We start from the raw sequence: 16222 nt of genomic DNA, 5'->3' as shown, positions 1-16222 counted from the left end.
ATGGTTGATTTTCATCCCATAGCTGTTAAATTATTTATATTCGTCTTAAAAGACTCTTAATGGAAATAAAAGTTTACAGGTGTAGAATATGAAAAAAAGCGAACTAAGCAATATTAATATTAGTGATGAGCAAGTACTGATCACACCGCAAGAGTTAAAAAACAAAATTCCATTAAGTGATAACGCACGCCAGTTTATCCAACAATCTCGCCAAACTATTTCAAACATCATTCATAAAAGAGATCATCGTTTATTGATTGTTTGTGGTCCATGTTCAATTCATGATATTGATGCAGCAAAAGAATACGCTAAACGCCTGAAGGTGATCTCTGAAGATCTTAAAGATCAGCTGTATATTGTAATGCGCGTTTACTTTGAAAAACCAAGAACAACCGTTGGCTGGAAAGGATTAATTAATGATCCACATCTTGATGGGTCTTTTGATATAGAACATGGCTTGCACGCAGCAAGGCAGCTACTTGTTGATTTAGCTGAAATGGAAATGCCATTAGCTACGGAAGCGCTTGACCCAATTAGTCCGCAATATATTGGTGATACATTTAGTTGGGCGGCTATTGGTGCACGTACAACTGAATCTCAAACACATCGTGAAATGGCGAGTGGTTTATCTGTCCCTGTTGGTTTTAAAAATGGCACTGACGGGAGTCTGTCTACTTCAATCAATGCGATGCAAGCAGCGGCTTCAAGTCACCGTTTTATGGGTATTAATAGTGAAGGTCAGGTTGCATTATTAACCACACAAGGCAACCCCAATGGCCATGTAATTTTACGTGGTGGTAAGCAGACAAATTATGACTCAGTATCAGTCACTGAATGTGAAGAAGAGTTGGCTAAATATAATCTTGATGCGGCACTAATGATCGATTGTAGCCATGCAAATTCTCGTAAAGATTACCGTCGTCAACCATTGGTTGCTGAAGATGTTATTCATCAAATCCGTGAAGGGAATAAATCAATTATAGGTTTGATGATTGAAAGTCATTTAAATGAAGGAAATCAACCTTCTGACATTCCATTATCTGAAATGCAATATGGGGTTTCTATTACAGACGCATGTATCAATTGGGATTCAACTGAGGCACTATTACGTCATACTCATAAAGAATTAATTCCAGTATTGGAAGATCGTTTAAAAGGATAGAACGAGATGGCGGTAGAACTGAGTCATTTACGCGACCAAATTGATGCAGTAGATAAACAAATGTTGGATCTTTTATCTCAACGTCTGCATTTAGTTGAACAAGTGGGTGAAGTAAAAAGTGCACATGGATTGCCTATTTATGATCCAAGCAGAGAAGCTGCGATGCTTGCTTCAAGACGACAAGAAGCTGAAAATAAAGGAGTTCCGCCATCCTTAATTGAAGATATTTTACGTCGAACAATGCGTGAATCTTATAGCAGTGAAAATGACTCAGGCTTTAAATGTTTAAAACCTGAATTACGCCCAATTGTAGTGGTTGGTGGTAATGGACAACTTGGTGGTTTATTTGCCAAAATGTTTCGACTATCTGGCTATGAAGTACGAATTCTTGGCAGTAAAGATTGGAATAATGCAGAGACAATTTTAGATGATGCTGGAATGGTGGTTGTAACCGTTCCTATTAATTTAACCGTTGACGTAATCAATAAGCTTTCGGACTTGCCTGAAGATTGTATTCTGTGTGATTTAACATCAATAAAGAAAAAGCCACTTCAAGCAATGATGGAGATTCATAAAGGCCCAGTTGTTGGTTTGCACCCAATGTTTGGCCCTGATATTCCAAGTTTAGCGAAACAAGTGATTGTTATGTGCGATGGCCGTAATAAAGAAAGTTACGCTTGGCTTAAAAATCAGTTTGAAATTTGGGGGGCAATTGTTCGAGATATCTCTGCAACAGAGCATGATCATGGAATGACATTAATTCAGGCTTTACGCCACTTTACTTCATTTGCGTATGGTCAGCATCTTGCTAAGGAAAACCCAGATATTGAACAGTTACTTAATTTAAGTTCACCAATATACCGCTTAGAGTTATTGATGGTAGGGCGATTGTTTGCACAAGACCCCAATCTATACGCTGATATTATTCTCTCTTCTGATGAGAATATTGAAATGATTAAGCGATTCCACCAACGTTTTGGCGATGCGATTTCATTATTAGAGAATCATAATCGAGCTGGTTTTATTGATAACTTTAGAGAAGTAGAGCATTGGTTTGGAGACTATGCAGAGCAATTTCTAATAGAAAGCAAGGGCTTACTTAGACAAGCTAATGATTCGATTCATCGTGAAAGAACGTAATATAGCAAAGAATATAAAGTAAAAAAGGTGAGCATGTGCTCACCTTTTTTATATGTTCGATAAAATTAACTTACTGAGTTATTGGCATCGGCACTTGTTGTTCTGCTTTTACTGTATTAATGGCTTCAATTTGCTCAACGGTTGGTTTTTGCGTTAATTTTAACTGCAGTTTTACCATGTTATTCATAATATCAACGAGCGGAGTCCATTTAACACTTCGTTCTTTTTCAAATAAACTCTCAAAGCGATCTGGTGTCCAATCGATAAAAGATTGAGGGTTCAATACTCTGCCTAGAAATCGTACTTCATAATGCAGGTGTGGCCCAGTAGAATTGCCCGAATTACCGCAGGTAGCGATTAATTCACCTTTCTTTACAAATTGTCCTGAGCGGACTTTAAATTTTTGTAGGTGGGCATACATTGTCATAAAACCAAACGAATGCTGAACTTTTAGTAAATTACCATAACCTTTATTACTTGGACGAGCGAGTTCAACGACGCCATCTGCAGGCGCATAAATTTCGGTACCACGCTTACAAGTGAGGTCTTGACCTAAATGGCGTTGTCTTTTTCCTGAAATAGGGTTGGTTCTTCTTCCAAAACTGGATGAGTTTCGAATAAAATCCATTGGTGTATCGTTTGGTATCAAACGAAACATGGTAGCCCTAACTGCCGAATCAATGGTTGCTACGTCTAGTCGTTGTTCTAATGTTTTTTCAGATAATTGAATATCTTCTTCAGAGATATCTTGTAATCCAAGCACGGACTCAACATCTTCAACTCTTTGACTAATAACTATAAATTCATTTTCTTTTGCTTCAAGCTGCTGAGTTAATTCATAATTGCTATTATTATTGTCAATAATGAGGTTATTGAGTTCACTATTTTGTACTTGAAGTTGAGAAATCGCCAACTCTGATGCTTGTTGTTTTTGATAAAAATAATGTAATCCAAAACCACTTAATGTGAATGAACCAAGCCCAAGTAAAAGAGATAAAATGACAAGGTTTTTCCGTTTAGGAGAAATAGCGAAGAAACGAGTTCCCTTATTATGAGAAACGGAAATACGAATTTTATCTGGCATAGAAATAACAACTTATTACTTTAGGTTAATGTGGTTAGCTCTGAGAGTTGACGTAATAACATATCGCTATTACCAACATTGAGTTCAATTAAGCGTTTAAGGTGGCTAATACTATCAATATCTATATGTTGAATACAGAGTCTTAGTATATTATTTGTTCTCTGAATAAGTTCACATTCAGCAATGATGTGAATATCACTCTCGTTGAGGGTAAATCTCACGTTCATCTTTGTATTTGGTTTCAGTTCATAATCATCGTCTAACACAACGAGTAAACCGTGTAGAGATAAATCAATTAAAGATCCATGCAATGATGTCCCATTATGTAAAAGAATGACATCAGTTTGATACACTACGCGTGAAAATTTACGACGTTCGATCATAATACGATCCTTATATTATAACTTAACTTAACTTGAAAGTATGACGTCTGGTTTGTTGTAAGTCTAATAAAAAGGCCGCAATAATGCGGCCCTTATGATAAGCATCAAGTTAATATATTAAATGATTAATTATTTTGTCATACGTTTATATTTAATACGATGAGGCTCAACGGCTTGGGCACCTAATGTTTTCTTCAACCACTCGCTATATTCAGTGTAGTTACCTTCGAAGAAGCTTACTTGGCCTTCATCACGGTAATCTAAGATGTGTGTAGCGATACGGTCTAAGAACCAACGGTCATGCGAGATAACCATTGCACAGCCAGGGAACTCAAGAAGCGCTTCTTCTAATGCTCGTAATGTTTCAACATCCAAGTCATTGGTTGGCTCATCGAGTAATAGTACGTTGCCGCCTGTCTTCAATAGTTTCGCTAAGTGAACTCGGTTACGTTCACCACCAGAAAGATCGCCGATGATTTTCTGTTGGTCGTTGCCGCGGAAGTTAAAACGAGAGCAGTATGCACGTGCCGGGATTTCGTAATTATTGATCTTGATGATTTCAGCACCTTCAGAGATCTCTTGGAAAACCGTTTTTGTATTGTCCATGCTGTCACGGAACTGATCAACAGAAGCAAGCTTAACTGTCTCACCCAATACAATAGAACCTGAATCGGCTTCTTCTGCACCACTTAGCATTTTAAATAGTGTTGATTTACCTGCACCATTGGCGCCGATAATACCGACGATAGCGCCTTTAGGCATACTGAATGATAAGTTATCAATTAATACACGATCCCCAAACGATTTCGTTAGGTTAGTCACTTCAAGAACTTTATCACCTAAGCGTTCACCTGGCGGGATAAACAGTTCATTGGTTTCATTACGTTTTTGATGATCTGTATTTTGAAGTTCTTCAAAGCGAGCCATACGCGCTTTTGATTTAGCTTGGCGGCCTTTAGGGTTTTGACGAACCCATTCAAGCTCTTTTTCTATCGTTTTTTGACGAGCATTTTCTTTCGAAGATTCTTGTTTTAGACGTTCATCTTTCTGTTCTAGCCAAGACGTATAGTTACCTTCCCATGGGATACCTTCGCCACGGTCAAGCTCTAAGATCCAACCTGCAGCGTTATCTAAGAAATAACGGTCATGGGTAATGGCCACAACAGTACCTGAGTACTCAACAAGGAAATGCTCAAGCCAAGCAACAGATTCAGCATCAAGGTGGTTGGTTGGTTCATCAAGAAGCAACATGTCTGGTTTTTCAAGCAATAGACGACAAATCGCAACACGACGGCGTTCACCACCTGATAAAAATTCTATCTTTGCATCCCACTCAGGAAGACGTAGTGCATTCGCTGCACGCTCTAAAGCATTTTCAAGATTATGACCATCTTTTGCTTGAATAAGGGCTTCAAGTTCACCTTGTTCTTTTGCTAAGGCATCAAAATCAGCATCTTCTTCTGCATAAGCAGCATACACAGCATCTAATCGAGTTAGCGCACCAGCGACATCAGATACCGCTTCTTCGACAATTTCACGAACAGTTTTTGATTCATCTAAAACGGGTTCTTGTGGTAGATAGCCAATTTTCAATCCACTTTGTGGACGAGCTTCACCATCAATATCGGTATCAAGACCAGCCATAATGCGAAGTAGTGTTGATTTACCTGATCCATTTAGGCCAAGAACACCGATTTTTGCACCAGGGAAGAAGCTAAGAGAAATGTCTTTCAGGATTTGTCTTTTTGGAGGAACAATTTTGCTCACTCGTGACATTGTATATACGTATTCAGCCATAATCACTTATTAGAGTTGGTTAACGGAAATATTATTTTACTATTTATGATACATAGTTTAACACTCATTTTGGTAGTTACTAGGGTAATATAAGTAAACTCAAAGAAGAATTAGAGAGTTATTTAACTCTGTCTCATACTCAATGTGTTGATGAAAAGGTTGGAAATTAGGTGTTTAAAGTATCAATGAAATACACACAGCAGAAGTTAGGGATGATGGCCGTGTTGTGCATTGGAATGAGTGTGCATACCGTTGAGGCATTATCGATAGATGAATCACGAATTCAATACCAAGAAGCAAAGGAATTGCTTAATGAAAAGAAGTTTGATGAGTACATAAAAGTAAGAGAAAATTTAGAAGATTATCCACTTACCCCTTATTTAGATTATCGTGAATTACGAATGGATTTAGCCTCTAAGACGCCTGATGATATTCGACTATTTAGACACGCACATAAAACATTAGCGATTGGCAATTCTTTAGATTATCAATATTTAGTAGTACTTGGCTTAAATGAACGTTGGAAAGAATTTCTTGATTACTTTCCTAATGAACCAAGTAGCACAAATTTACAATGTTATTACTACCAAGCAAAAAATGAGCTTGGAGATAAAAAAACAGCATGGAAAGGCACTGAAAAATTATGGCTAACAGGGGGGTCTGTTACCTATGAATGTGATGATTTATTTAAAGCATGGTCTGATGACGGCAAGTTAACGGATAAGTTAATTATCGATCGAATGTTACTGGTGTATAAGGCTCGTAATAACAGTTTATTTTCTTATTTAGAAAAGATGCTAGTGTCAGATAAAGCAAAAGAACAGGCGAAAGATATTATTGCTTTATTTAATGATCCTGACTTACTGGTTTCGTTTTCGGCTAAAAATAAACCGTCTGAGTTTACGAAAAAATTAACTTTTATTTCCATGGAAAGAGAAGCAAGAAAAGATCCACGTAAAGCGATTGAAATTCTTCCTTCCATAGCAAAGAAACAGAAGTTCACAGAAAAAGAATCAATAAAAATCACGCATCGTATTGTGAGTAGCATAATGTCCACCGATTCAGATGAATTGGCTACTTGGCGAGATTCTCAGCTTGAAAAATATCCAGAAGATTCGTTTATTGAACGCCGTATACGTGTTGCTATTCGTGCTGCCGACTGGGACGATATGAGCCAATGGATAACGTATTTAACGCCTAAGGCTCAAGCTTCATTACGTTGGCAGTTCTGGCAAGCTCGCATTGAAAGTGAAAATGGCGAAGATGATAAAGCCAATGCTCGATTACAAAAGTTGCTTGGGAAGCGTAATTTTTACAGTGTTGCGGCTGCAAATATTTTAGGTGAGCCGATTCAATACCCAATGAATATTGCTCCAACTAATATTAAGCTAGTAAAAGAAAAATATAAGAGTGAGTTAGCTCGAATTAAGGAACTGATTACTATTGATGAAATATCAACAGCAAAAAGTGAGTGGGAATATTTACTTAATAGAGCATCAAAGAATGAAGTGAAAGAACTTGCGAGTTATGCAGCTCAACATCGTTGGCATCACTTTACTGTACTTGCCACTATTAAGGGGAGAATGTGGGGGTATTTGAGTTTACGTTTTCCTATTGCACATCAGTGGTGGTTTGGACATTACAGTAAAGAGTTAGATTTAGATAAGGTGACGCTAATGTCACTATCTCGCCAAGAGAGCGCGTTATATGCAGAAGCTAAATCACCTGTTGGCGCGCGTGGTTTAATGCAAATTATGCCAGCAACCGCGAAGTATACAGCCAAGAAAATTGATTATGATAAATACGAAGGTGTTAGTAGTTTAAATAATGTTGATGTAAACATTCATATTGGTTCGAATTATCTAAAAGGATTAATGGATGATTATGATGGGAATAGGATCTTTGCGTTAGCGGGTTATAATGCTGGACCTCACCGTGTAAAACGATGGAGAGCAGTTTCTGATGAAAAGCTCGATGTTTATGCGTTTATAGAAGCAATTCCCTTCAAAGAAACACGTGGCTACGTACAAAATATTTTAATGTTTGAAACGTACTACCGTAGTTTACTTGGTGAAAAAGGCTCTTTCTTGTCAGAGAAGGAACTGAATTTAGAGTATTAATTATTTTAAATTGATTATAAAGTAGGGGGCTTAAGTGCTCCCTTTTTTATTATGGTAATGAGGATTTTATGTCAGGTTCAGCAAAATATTCAGATTGGTCACAAGTGATGGCATTGATAGCGAATGCAGCAGAGCAAGGTAAACATCAATCTTTATTGACTATGTTGATGACTCCTGATGAACGTGATGCCTTAATAGCTCGAGTCAATATTTGTCATGAATTATTGCAAGGTGATTTAAGTCAACGACAAATAAGCCAATTACTTGGTGTTGGTGTTGCAACGATAACTCGAGGGTCTAATGAATTAAAAAGCCATACTCAGGATGAAAAAGAATGGCTAATGGCGTTACTTCAAAAAAGTGCTAAAAACGTTCAGGATGAAGAAAAGGGATTAGAGCAAGAGTAAGCGCTTGTTGGTAAACCGAACTTCTTGTTAATAGGTTATTGGTTAATAGACCAATAGCCCCACCTTTCTGCTTTATGTTTTCGGTTTTAAATTGTTCATCCATTACATCCCCAAGTTCCTTCCCTTCATTCACCGCGGCAATAACGCTAGGAGGAAGAGGTAAACTTGATGATCTCGATTCACCAACCATTAAACCATTATCTATTATCATCCAAGCAAAAGTTGCCGTATTTTCTATACCAGCTTCTAATCCAACGTAATAATTTGCTTTTGGATGTAAGGATTTAGCATTATTTACTCGGTTTAATGCCCCTTGTTTTGTTTCAATACAGCTCATTGGCTGGTCTGCAACGCCACTCTCAACGGCAATACCTTGAAAAACAAAATTAATATTAGGAAATGCTTGAGTGAATGCTGATTCTACAGCATGTATTTTTGCCGGGTTAAGTGACGCAATAATAACGTTATGTGCCATGTGGAAATGCAGTCCTTTATATTAATGAACCGATACAATGTTTGTGTCAGTTCATTTTATCATTACAGAGTTAACTATTTTATTTGAGGAATATCTGTAGGAGTTACATTCTCTATTGGGTAACAACCGAGAACTTTTAAATATTGAGTAATAGATGTTAACTCTTCAATAGCTGAGCTCATGGCTTTAGATTTCAAATGCGCTTGCAGATCAATATAAAACATCTCTTCCCAAGGATTGCCCATAATAGGACGAGATTCTAGTTTTGTCATATTAATACCGTATTTACGTAAAACCTGTAATGATTCAACTAATGAGCCGGCATCTTGTGAAGTAGACATAATCAAAGTTGTTTTTGCTGGTATTTGTTCTGATACATCAACTGGCTTTCTTGCAACAACAATGAATCGAGTTTGATTTTCTGTTTGGTTTGAAATGTTGGTAATTAATGATTGAAGACCGTAAAGTTTACCGCTATCAGAATTACCAATGGCTGCGACGTCTGGTGAGTTTAATTCTTTTACGGTAATCATTGCATCAGCAGTGCTCGCACAAGAGATCAGCTCTACGTTGTCTAAACGGTTTAAAAACTCACTGCATTGTTCATGTGGTTGGGGATGAGAGTATAATGTTTTAATCGATTCAAGAGACGTCTCTGTGGTGGTTAGTAAGCAATGGTCGATTTGCTGAGTAAGTTCACCAACAATGTATAAGCTAGTATGTTGAAGTAAATCATAAACTTGGTTGATAGAACCAGAGCTTGTGTTTTCTATTGGTAACACACCGTAGTCAGCATGCCCTGACTCAACTGTTTTTATTACTTCTCTGAAGTTTTCACAACCAAGTTCAGCTAGTTCAATATTTTTCTTACTGAAATAACGACGACTTGCTAGATTTGAATAAGAGCCTTTTGAGCCAAGATAAGCAACTCTTGCTACTGGTTTTCTACTTAATTCAGGATTTGCTAGATTTTGAAAATATTCTTGTTGAAGTAAAACAGAGTCTTCAATAATGGTATGAAATAATTGAGTTATGTAATAAGCATCAAGATCGAACGCCTTGCCGTTTTTAATTAATTTAACAAGTAGCTGTTGTTCGCGTTTTGGGTCACGGACAGGCTTGGCGGTTTGGACTTTGCTTTTAGCAACTTCAAGACTGAGCTTACGACGTTCAGAAAAAAGTTTTAATAATTCGTTATCAAGTTCATTGAGGCGTAAACGAATATCGTCGAGAGAATAGATGGGATCAGTCATGAATATGCAAACCTAGTAAATTAAGAATTAATTCACAATAAAGGAATTAGTCAGTTTGCGTCAAGAGAAAACAGCGCTCAAATGAGCGCTGTTTCAGAAAATTTTGAGTTGGCCGATTTTACTGTTGTTCGTATTCCTCTTCTTCTTCTAGGTCAACTTCTGGCTCTTCAGCAATAGGTGCTTGAGCATGAGTTGCTCTACGAGCTTCGCCTTTATGTTGTAACTTATCTAGTTGGCGTTCTAGTTTTTGGTACATCTCTCTAATTGCACCAAATAGGTCTTCTTGTTCTGCTGATGCAGCAACTTTGCCTCCGGCGATAGCGACTTGTGCCTCTACTTTATGCTTACCATTTGCGCGTTTCGTAACGCTAGCGTGACGGCCAATAATATCTAGATTTCTTTTTTCTTCTAATTTTTTAAATTTCCCTTCAATACGTTCACGGATGCCTGGAGTGATGTCGATGTTGTTACCAGTGATTTCTACTTTCATATGATTTTCCTCTCTCTTGCCCCGTTTGGCATGTATCCAGATTACGGATCCAGCAGTAAAATAAAGTGATCTAGATCACCATTTTAAATAGTATTCGTAATTAGGTATGTTGATGTGATCTCAAACAAACCCTGAGAATTTTTTTTGAAAAAAAACTTGATGAATTGCCTAAAATAGGTAGATTGGAAGGGTTGATTACTGAAAATTTTCGTTTTTAGGGACTAAGTTCAACCTACTGTTTTCAATGGTTATTTTTTAATCTTCCATGTTTTGTGAGTTTGAACATCCTTTATGTAAATATCAGATATAAAAAAGCCGTGCCTTAATGATAAGACACGGCTTTTATTGTTTTTACTGAAAATTTATTCTGGATTCAATGCAATAAGTTCTTCTGTTCGAGCAATAGCATCTTCTAATTTCAATTCTTTATATGCAGCTAACATAATCGTTAGTGATTTTCTTGCGGCTTCAGTATCTGGATACGTTCGTTGTAATTCTTGGCTACGATTGATGGCAGAAATCCATGCTTCTCTACGTAAGTAAAAATCTGCTGTGGCTAATTCATACTCAGCTAATCGATTTTTTAAAGAAAACATACGAGTTTGCGAATCTTCAGCGTATAAACTATTTGGGTAACGCTCTAATAAACGTTTAAAGTCTTTAAATGCTGCACGAGCTGGTTCGGGATCTCTATCTGAGCGGTCTATTCTAAAAAGATCGTGCATAAAGCTACGATCTTGAGCCATATGAGTTAGGCCACGCATATACAATACCCAATCAGCTTTCGGGTTTGTTGGGTTTAAACGAGTAAAGCGTTCGATAGTTGCTAAGCCCAAAGCTAAGTCATCATTTTTGTAATATACGTAAATTAAGTCTAATTGAACTTGTTCAGAGTAAGCGCCAAATGGGTAACGAGAATCGAGAGCTTCAAGACGTTCAATTGCACTTGTCCAATTACCTGCCTGTAAAGAGACTTGAGCCTGAGAATATAATTCTGATGGTGGGATATCAGGAATAACATCATCACTGCTTGAGCAGCCCATCAGTAAAGATACTGCTAATAATGAAGAAAGTGTTAAGCGTTTCATGCTTGAAAATGATCCTTGACTAAAAAAACTGAAGTTATCCATTACGAAATCCGTCGTTAACAGATACAATGGTCGATAGTTTATTTCACTTACAGTGTTGATGATACCAAATATGATGTATTTGTTTGGTATTAGTACCACTAATTTAAAAAAAGTTCGATATGGCACAACAAATAGAGTTAACAAGTACAGTAAAAGATAGCCAACTAGGCCAGCGTTTAGATCAAGCTGCAGCAGAGTTGTTTTCTGATTTCTCGCGTTCACGCATCAAAGAATGGGTGTTAGCTGGTAAAATTTCCGTAAACGGTGAAGTTATCACTAAAGCTCGTGTAAAAATGATGGGCGGTGAAGAAATTTTAGTTAAGGCGGAACTAGAAGATGAGCAACGTTGGTTAGCTCAAGATATTCCTCTGGATATTGTTTATGAAGATGATGATTTATTAGTAATTAATAAACCTCGTGATTTCGTAGTTCATCCAGGTGCTGGTACACCGGATAAAACGGTACTAAATGCATTATTATTCCATTACCCAAGTATTGCAGAGGTGCCTCGTGCAGGTATCGTGCACCGTCTAGATAAAGACACTACGGGTTTAATGGTAGTAGCGAAAACTGTACCAGCTCAAACACGTTTAGTTCGTGCGCTTCAAAAGCGTAAGATCACGCGTGAATATGAAGCGGTAGTATTAGGTCGTATGACGGCTGGCGGTATGATTGAAAAACCAATCGGACGTCACCCTCAAAAACGTACGCTAATGGCAGTACATGAATTAGGTAAAGATGCAGTTACACATTATCGTGTTGCTGAGCATTTCCGTATTCACACTCGTTTACGCTTACGTCTTGAAACTGGTCGTACTCACCAAATCCGTGTTCATATGTCATTCCTCCAACATCCATTAGTAGGTGATACAGCTTACGGTGGTCGTGCTCGTATCCCTAAAGGTGCGTCAGAAGAACTGATTGATATGATCCGTGGTTTCAACCGTCAAGCTCTTCATGCTGCGATGTTACGTTTTGATCACCCAATTACAGGTGAAGTCATGGAATTCCATGCACCAATCCCTGATGATATGATTGCTCTATCTCAAGCTTTACGTGATGATGAACGTTTATTGCATGAGGAAGAGTATTAAATGTCGCTATTGTTACCAAAATGGTCGGCTCCTAAAAATATTAACGTAGTTAGTACAACTCGATTAAATGGTGTTTCTAAAGCCCCATTTTCGAGTTTGAATTTAGGTGATCATGTTGGTGACAATCATAATGATGTTGTGCTCAATCGTGAAAAACTGATTACGTTGGCGCAGTTACCGACTGCACCAACGTGGTTAAATCAGATTCATTCAACCGATGTTATCACTCTTCCTTATACCGATTCCGTTAACCCACCTTCTGTTGATGCTGCTTATACTAATCAAGCGAATCAAGTTTGCTGTGTAATGACTGCTGATTGTTTACCTGTGGTTATTTGTAATAAAGAAGGAACCGAAGTTGCAGCAGTTCATGCCGGCTGGCGTGGTCTTCTTGATGGTATCTTAGAAAATACAGTTAAGCATTTTTCTTCAAATTATCTTGTTGCGTGGTGTGGACCAGCCATTGGGCCTACTGCATTTGAAGTTGGTGATGAAGTAAAACTACAGTTTTGTGAACAAGATCTTCAAGCGATAAACGCTTTTACTCCGAGTCATAACCGAGATAAATGGTTAGCTAATTTAGAACTGCTTGCTACTCAACGCTTACAGAGTGTTGGTGTACAAGAAGTTTATTACTCAAGCCTTTGCACTTATTCAAATACAGATCAATTTTTCTCTTATCGAAAAGAGGGAGAGACTGGTCGTCAAGCAACTTTAATTTGGTTCGAATAATCCTTTTTATTTCCATTCTCATCAGTTGATTTATAAACAAATAAACCCCATTTAAGAAGTAATAGTTACTTACTTTTCTTCTGTAGGAGAGGGTTATGCGTTTAGAACGATTCACTAGTAAATTTCAAATCGCCATTTCAGATGCTCAATCATTAGCATTAGGTCAAGATCATCAATATATCGAGCCAACGCACTTAATGGTGGCTTTATTAAACCAAGATGGAAGTACAATCAGACCATTATTAATCTTACTTAATATTGATGCGACTCAACTTCGATCAAAGCTTTCTGAAATTCTCGATAAAATCCCAAAAGTTACAGGTATCGGTGGTGATGTTCAGCTGTCATCTAGTATGGGGATTATTTTTAATCTATGTGACAAAATAGCTCAAAAACGCAAAGACGCTTATATATCCTCAGAAATATTCATGCTTGCAGCTATTGAGGATAAAGGCCCATTAGGTAATTTATTTAGAAATCTTGGACTTACCGAAGCTAAAATATCAAAATCAATTGATGATATCCGTGGTGGAGAAAAGGTAAATGATCAAAATGCAGAAGAAAAACGTCAAGCATTAGAAAAGTTTACAGTAGATCTTACTGAGCGAGCAGAGCAAGGTAAGTTGGACCCTGTTATTGGGCGTGATGATGAAATACGTAGAACGATTCAGGTTCTTCAAAGACGAACTAAAAATAACCCCGTTATTATTGGGCAGCCAGGTGTCGGTAAAACAGCCATCGTTGAGGGGTTAGCTCAACGCATTATTAATGGTGAAGTACCTGAAGGCTTGAAACATAAAAGAGTGTTGTCTTTAGATATTGGTGCGTTGATTGCTGGGGCTAAATTTCGAGGTGAGTTTGAAGAGCGCTTAAAAGCGGTTTTAAATGAACTGGCAAAAGAAGAAGGTAATGTCATTCTCTTCATTGATGAAGTTCATACCATGGTTGGAGCAGGTAAAGGCGAAGGTTCTATGGATGCCGGTAATATGCTTAAACCTGCATTAGCTCGTGGTGATTTACATTGTGTTGGTGCCACGACATTAGATGAATATCGTCAATATATAGAAAAAGATCCTGCCTTAGAAAGGCGCTTTCAAAAAGTTATTGTTGATGAACCTACAGTAGAAGATACGATTGCAATATTACGTGGCTTGAAAGAGCGCTATGAAATCCATCATCATGTTGAAATTACCGACCCTGCTATTGTTGCAGCAGCGACATTATCTCATCGTTATATATCAGATAGACAACTTCCAGATAAGGCGATTGATTTAATTGATGAGGCAGCGTCAAGTATTCGAATGGAAATTGATTCTAAACCAGAATCTCTTGATAAGCTTGAACGTAAAATTATCCAATTAAAAATAGAGCAGCAAGCATTAGTTAAAGAGAGTGATGATGCCAGTTTAAAACGACTCGATTCGTTAAACCTGGAATTGAGAGAAAAAGAAAGAGACTACTCAGAGCTGGAAGAAGTTTGGAAAGCAGAAAAAGCGGCACTTTCTGGAACTCAGCATATAAAAACAGAACTGGATATAGCAAGAAGTAATATGGATATTGCCCGACGTGCGGGAGATTTAAACCGTATGTCAGAACTGCAATATGGCCGAATTCCAGAATTAGAAAAACAGTTAGATCTTGCAGCGCAAGCTGAAATGCAAGAAATGAGTTTATTAAAGAATAAAGTTACCGACAGTGAAATCGCTGAAGTTCTTTCTCGTCAAACAGGCATTCCAGTGAATAAAATGCTGGAAGGGGAAAGAGATAAATTGTTAAAGATGGAAAGTGAATTACATAAACGAGTTATAGGACAAGCAGAAGCGGTTGAAGCAGTATCGAATGCCATTCGACGCAGTAGAGCAGGGCTGTCTGATCCTAATCGCCCAATTGGTTCTTTTTTATTTTTGGGGCCAACAGGTGTTGGTAAAACGGAATTATGTAAATCTTTAGCAAACTTTATGTTTGACAGTGAAGATGCGATGGTTCGAATTGATATGTCTGAGTTTATGGAGAAACATTCAGTCGCTAGGTTAGTCGGTGCGCCTCCTGGTTACGTTGGTTATGAAGAGGGCGGTTACTTAACTGAAGCAGTTAGACGTAAGCCTTATTCTGTTCTATTGCTTGATGAAGTTGAAAAAGCACATCCAGATGTATTTAATATTCTTCTTCAGGTATTAGATGATGGCAGACTTACCGATGGTCAAGGCCGTACGGTTGATTTTAAAAATACCGTAATCATTATGACCTCTAATTTAGGTTCTGATAAAATTCAACAGCATTTTGGAGAGCTTGATTATGAAGGGATTAAAGCCTTAGTTATGGACGTTGTAGGGCAACATTTTAGACCTGAATTTTTGAATAGGGTTGATGAAACCGTTGTTTTTCATCCATTAGGCCAAGATCATATTAAGAACATTGCTTCTATTCAGCTGCAACGTTTGGAAAAACGTTTGAATGACAAAGACTATCAGTTAGAAATAACGAGCGAAGCCTTAGATTTAATCGCGGAAGCAGGCTTTGATCCTGTTTATGGCGCAAGACCATTAAAACGAGCGATTCAGACTTATATAGAGAACCCGTTAGCCCAAGATATTTTAAGTGGAAAATTAAGAACAGGTGAAGTGATTAAGCTAAAGGTGAAAGATAATCAGCTAATTACCACTCAAAACGACGACTTTTGATGGGTAAATAAGCGAGTTGAGTTAATTTTAATCACTTAAACTGTTTTTTGGTTATTTTACTAAAAAACAGTTGCATGAAACTAAAGACTCTCTATAATGCCGCCTCACTGACACGGAACAGATGAGTCAAATCGAAGTTCAATGTTTAGTGAGGTTGTTTTAATTATTTATTAAGTTAAGTGCTTGACACTTAATATTAAGTGAGTATTATAACCGTCCGCTTCAAGGGAAAGCCGAAAGGCTTCAAAACTTGAAGTTTGCTCTTTAAAAATTT

14 protein-coding genes are annotated in these 16222 nt (G+C 37.6%); 7 read left to right on the top strand and 7 right to left on the bottom strand.

Going from position 1 to position 16222, the window contains the following annotated elements; translation table 11 throughout:
* Positions 1-88: 88 nt before the first annotated feature.
* Both A6E03_RS18070 and tyrA read left to right on the top strand, forming a co-directional pair.
* A complete protein-coding gene (locus tag A6E03_RS18070) occupies positions 89-1162 on the top strand; it encodes a 3-deoxy-7-phosphoheptulonate synthase (protein ID WP_065601444.1) in 1074 nt (357 codons plus the stop codon).
* Between the two features lie 6 nt (positions 1163-1168).
* On the top strand, positions 1169-2302 hold the full coding sequence (gene tyrA, locus A6E03_RS18065) for a bifunctional chorismate mutase/prephenate dehydrogenase (RefSeq protein ID WP_065601443.1): 1134 nt from the start codon (positions 1169-1171) through the stop codon (positions 2300-2302).
* A 70-nt stretch (positions 2303-2372) separates the two neighbouring features.
* Here the strand turns inward: tyrA and A6E03_RS18060 are convergent, their stop codons facing one another.
* The 3 genes from A6E03_RS18060 to ettA form a co-directional block, all read right to left on the bottom strand.
* The gene (locus tag A6E03_RS18060) at positions 2373-3386 is read right to left on the bottom strand and encodes a M23 family metallopeptidase (RefSeq protein ID WP_065594336.1); all 1014 of its coding nucleotides are present in this window, start codon (positions 3384-3386) and stop codon (positions 2373-2375) included.
* 20 nt (positions 3387-3406) lie between these two features.
* Positions 3407-3769, bottom strand: a complete 363-nt coding sequence (locus A6E03_RS18055) for a PilZ domain-containing protein (RefSeq protein ID WP_065594337.1) — start codon at positions 3767-3769, stop codon at positions 3407-3409.
* 129 nt (positions 3770-3898) lie between these two features.
* Positions 3899-5566: an energy-dependent translational throttle protein EttA gene (ettA, locus tag A6E03_RS18050; protein WP_065601442.1), complete on the bottom strand. Its 1668-nt coding sequence runs from the start codon at positions 5564-5566 to the stop codon at positions 3899-3901.
* A 170-nt stretch (positions 5567-5736) separates the two neighbouring features.
* On the opposite strand from ettA, the gene sltY reads away from it, so the two are divergent.
* The gene (gene sltY / locus A6E03_RS18045) at positions 5737-7686 is read left to right on the top strand and encodes a murein transglycosylase (RefSeq protein ID WP_255310666.1); all 1950 of its coding nucleotides are present in this window, start codon (positions 5737-5739) and stop codon (positions 7684-7686) included.
* Positions 7687-7754: 68 nt separating this feature from the next.
* Positions 7755-8093 carry a trp operon repressor gene (gene trpR, locus A6E03_RS18040; RefSeq protein WP_065594339.1) on the top strand — a complete coding sequence of 113 codons (339 nt, stop codon included), beginning with the start codon at positions 7755-7757 and terminating at the stop codon, positions 8091-8093.
* Here trpR and yjjX read toward each other — a convergent pair.
* From yjjX to bamD, 4 genes are all read right to left on the bottom strand, one after another.
* Positions 8050-8568, bottom strand: coding sequence for an inosine/xanthosine triphosphatase (gene yjjX / locus A6E03_RS18035; RefSeq protein ID WP_065594340.1), 519 nt, complete (start codon positions 8566-8568; stop codon positions 8050-8052). The genes trpR and yjjX overlap by 44 nt on opposite strands.
* A 74-nt stretch (positions 8569-8642) precedes the next feature.
* Entirely contained in the window at positions 8643-9821 is a 1179-nt protein-coding gene (gene pheA, locus A6E03_RS18030) for a prephenate dehydratase (RefSeq protein WP_065594341.1), read from the bottom strand.
* A 118-nt stretch (positions 9822-9939) separates the two neighbouring features.
* Positions 9940-10311 carry a ribosome hibernation-promoting factor, HPF/YfiA family gene (gene raiA / locus A6E03_RS18025; protein ID WP_065594342.1) on the bottom strand — a complete coding sequence of 124 codons (372 nt, stop codon included), beginning with the start codon at positions 10309-10311 and terminating at the stop codon, positions 9940-9942.
* A gap of 362 nt (positions 10312-10673) precedes the next feature.
* A complete protein-coding gene (bamD, locus tag A6E03_RS18020) occupies positions 10674-11399 on the bottom strand; it encodes an outer membrane protein assembly factor BamD (protein WP_065594350.1) in 726 nt (241 codons plus the stop codon).
* A 161-nt stretch (positions 11400-11560) separates the two neighbouring features.
* Between bamD and rluD the strand changes: the two genes are divergently transcribed.
* The 3 genes from rluD to clpB all read left to right on the top strand — a co-directional run bounded on the left by rluD (position 11561) and on the right by clpB (position 15948).
* Positions 11561-12535: a 23S rRNA pseudouridine(1911/1915/1917) synthase RluD gene (gene rluD, locus A6E03_RS18015; protein WP_065601441.1), complete on the top strand. Its 975-nt coding sequence runs from the start codon at positions 11561-11563 to the stop codon at positions 12533-12535.
* Entirely contained in the window at positions 12536-13267 is a 732-nt protein-coding gene (gene pgeF / locus A6E03_RS18010; protein WP_065601440.1) for a peptidoglycan editing factor PgeF, read from the top strand.
* Positions 13268-13362: 95 nt separating this feature from the next.
* Positions 13363-15948, top strand: a complete 2586-nt coding sequence (gene clpB, locus A6E03_RS18005) for an ATP-dependent chaperone ClpB (RefSeq protein ID WP_065594345.1) — start codon at positions 13363-13365, stop codon at positions 15946-15948.
* Positions 15949-16222 lie beyond the last annotated feature (274 nt).

Origin of the sequence: Aliivibrio sp. 1S128 (genome assembly GCF_001691065.1) — a bacterium.
In the GTDB taxonomy this organism is placed as follows: domain Bacteria; phylum Pseudomonadota; class Gammaproteobacteria; order Enterobacterales; family Vibrionaceae; genus Aliivibrio.
This window is presented reverse-complemented; position numbering and strand designations above follow the sequence as displayed.

Excerpts from the sequence above, each read along its gene's own strand:
- clpB (WP_065594345.1), top strand. The coding sequence starts at position 13,363 with ATGCGTTTAGAACGATTCACTAGTAAATTTCAAATCGCCATTTCAGAT.
- bamD (WP_065594350.1), bottom strand. The coding sequence starts at position 11,399 with ATGAAACGCTTAACACTTTCTTCATTATTAGCAGTATCTTTACTGATG.
- rluD (WP_065601441.1), top strand. The coding sequence starts at position 11,561 with ATGGCACAACAAATAGAGTTAACAAGTACAGTAAAAGATAGCCAACTA.
- pheA (WP_065594341.1), bottom strand. The coding sequence starts at position 9,821 with ATGACTGATCCCATCTATTCTCTCGACGATATTCGTTTACGCCTCAAT.
- trpR (WP_065594339.1), top strand. The coding sequence starts at position 7,755 with ATGTCAGGTTCAGCAAAATATTCAGATTGGTCACAAGTGATGGCATTG.
- raiA (WP_065594342.1), bottom strand. The coding sequence starts at position 10,311 with ATGAAAGTAGAAATCACTGGTAACAACATCGACATCACTCCAGGCATC.
- A6E03_RS18070 (WP_065601444.1), top strand. The coding sequence starts at position 89 with ATGAAAAAAAGCGAACTAAGCAATATTAATATTAGTGATGAGCAAGTA.
- ettA (WP_065601442.1), bottom strand. The coding sequence starts at position 5,566 with ATGGCTGAATACGTATATACAATGTCACGAGTGAGCAAAATTGTTCCT.
- yjjX (WP_065594340.1), bottom strand. The coding sequence starts at position 8,568 with ATGGCACATAACGTTATTATTGCGTCACTTAACCCGGCAAAAATACAT.
- tyrA (WP_065601443.1), top strand. The coding sequence starts at position 1,169 with ATGGCGGTAGAACTGAGTCATTTACGCGACCAAATTGATGCAGTAGAT.
- pgeF (WP_065601440.1), top strand. The coding sequence starts at position 12,536 with ATGTCGCTATTGTTACCAAAATGGTCGGCTCCTAAAAATATTAACGTA.
- A6E03_RS18060 (WP_065594336.1), bottom strand. The coding sequence starts at position 3,386 with ATGCCAGATAAAATTCGTATTTCCGTTTCTCATAATAAGGGAACTCGT.
- A6E03_RS18055 (WP_065594337.1), bottom strand. The coding sequence starts at position 3,769 with ATGATCGAACGTCGTAAATTTTCACGCGTAGTGTATCAAACTGATGTC.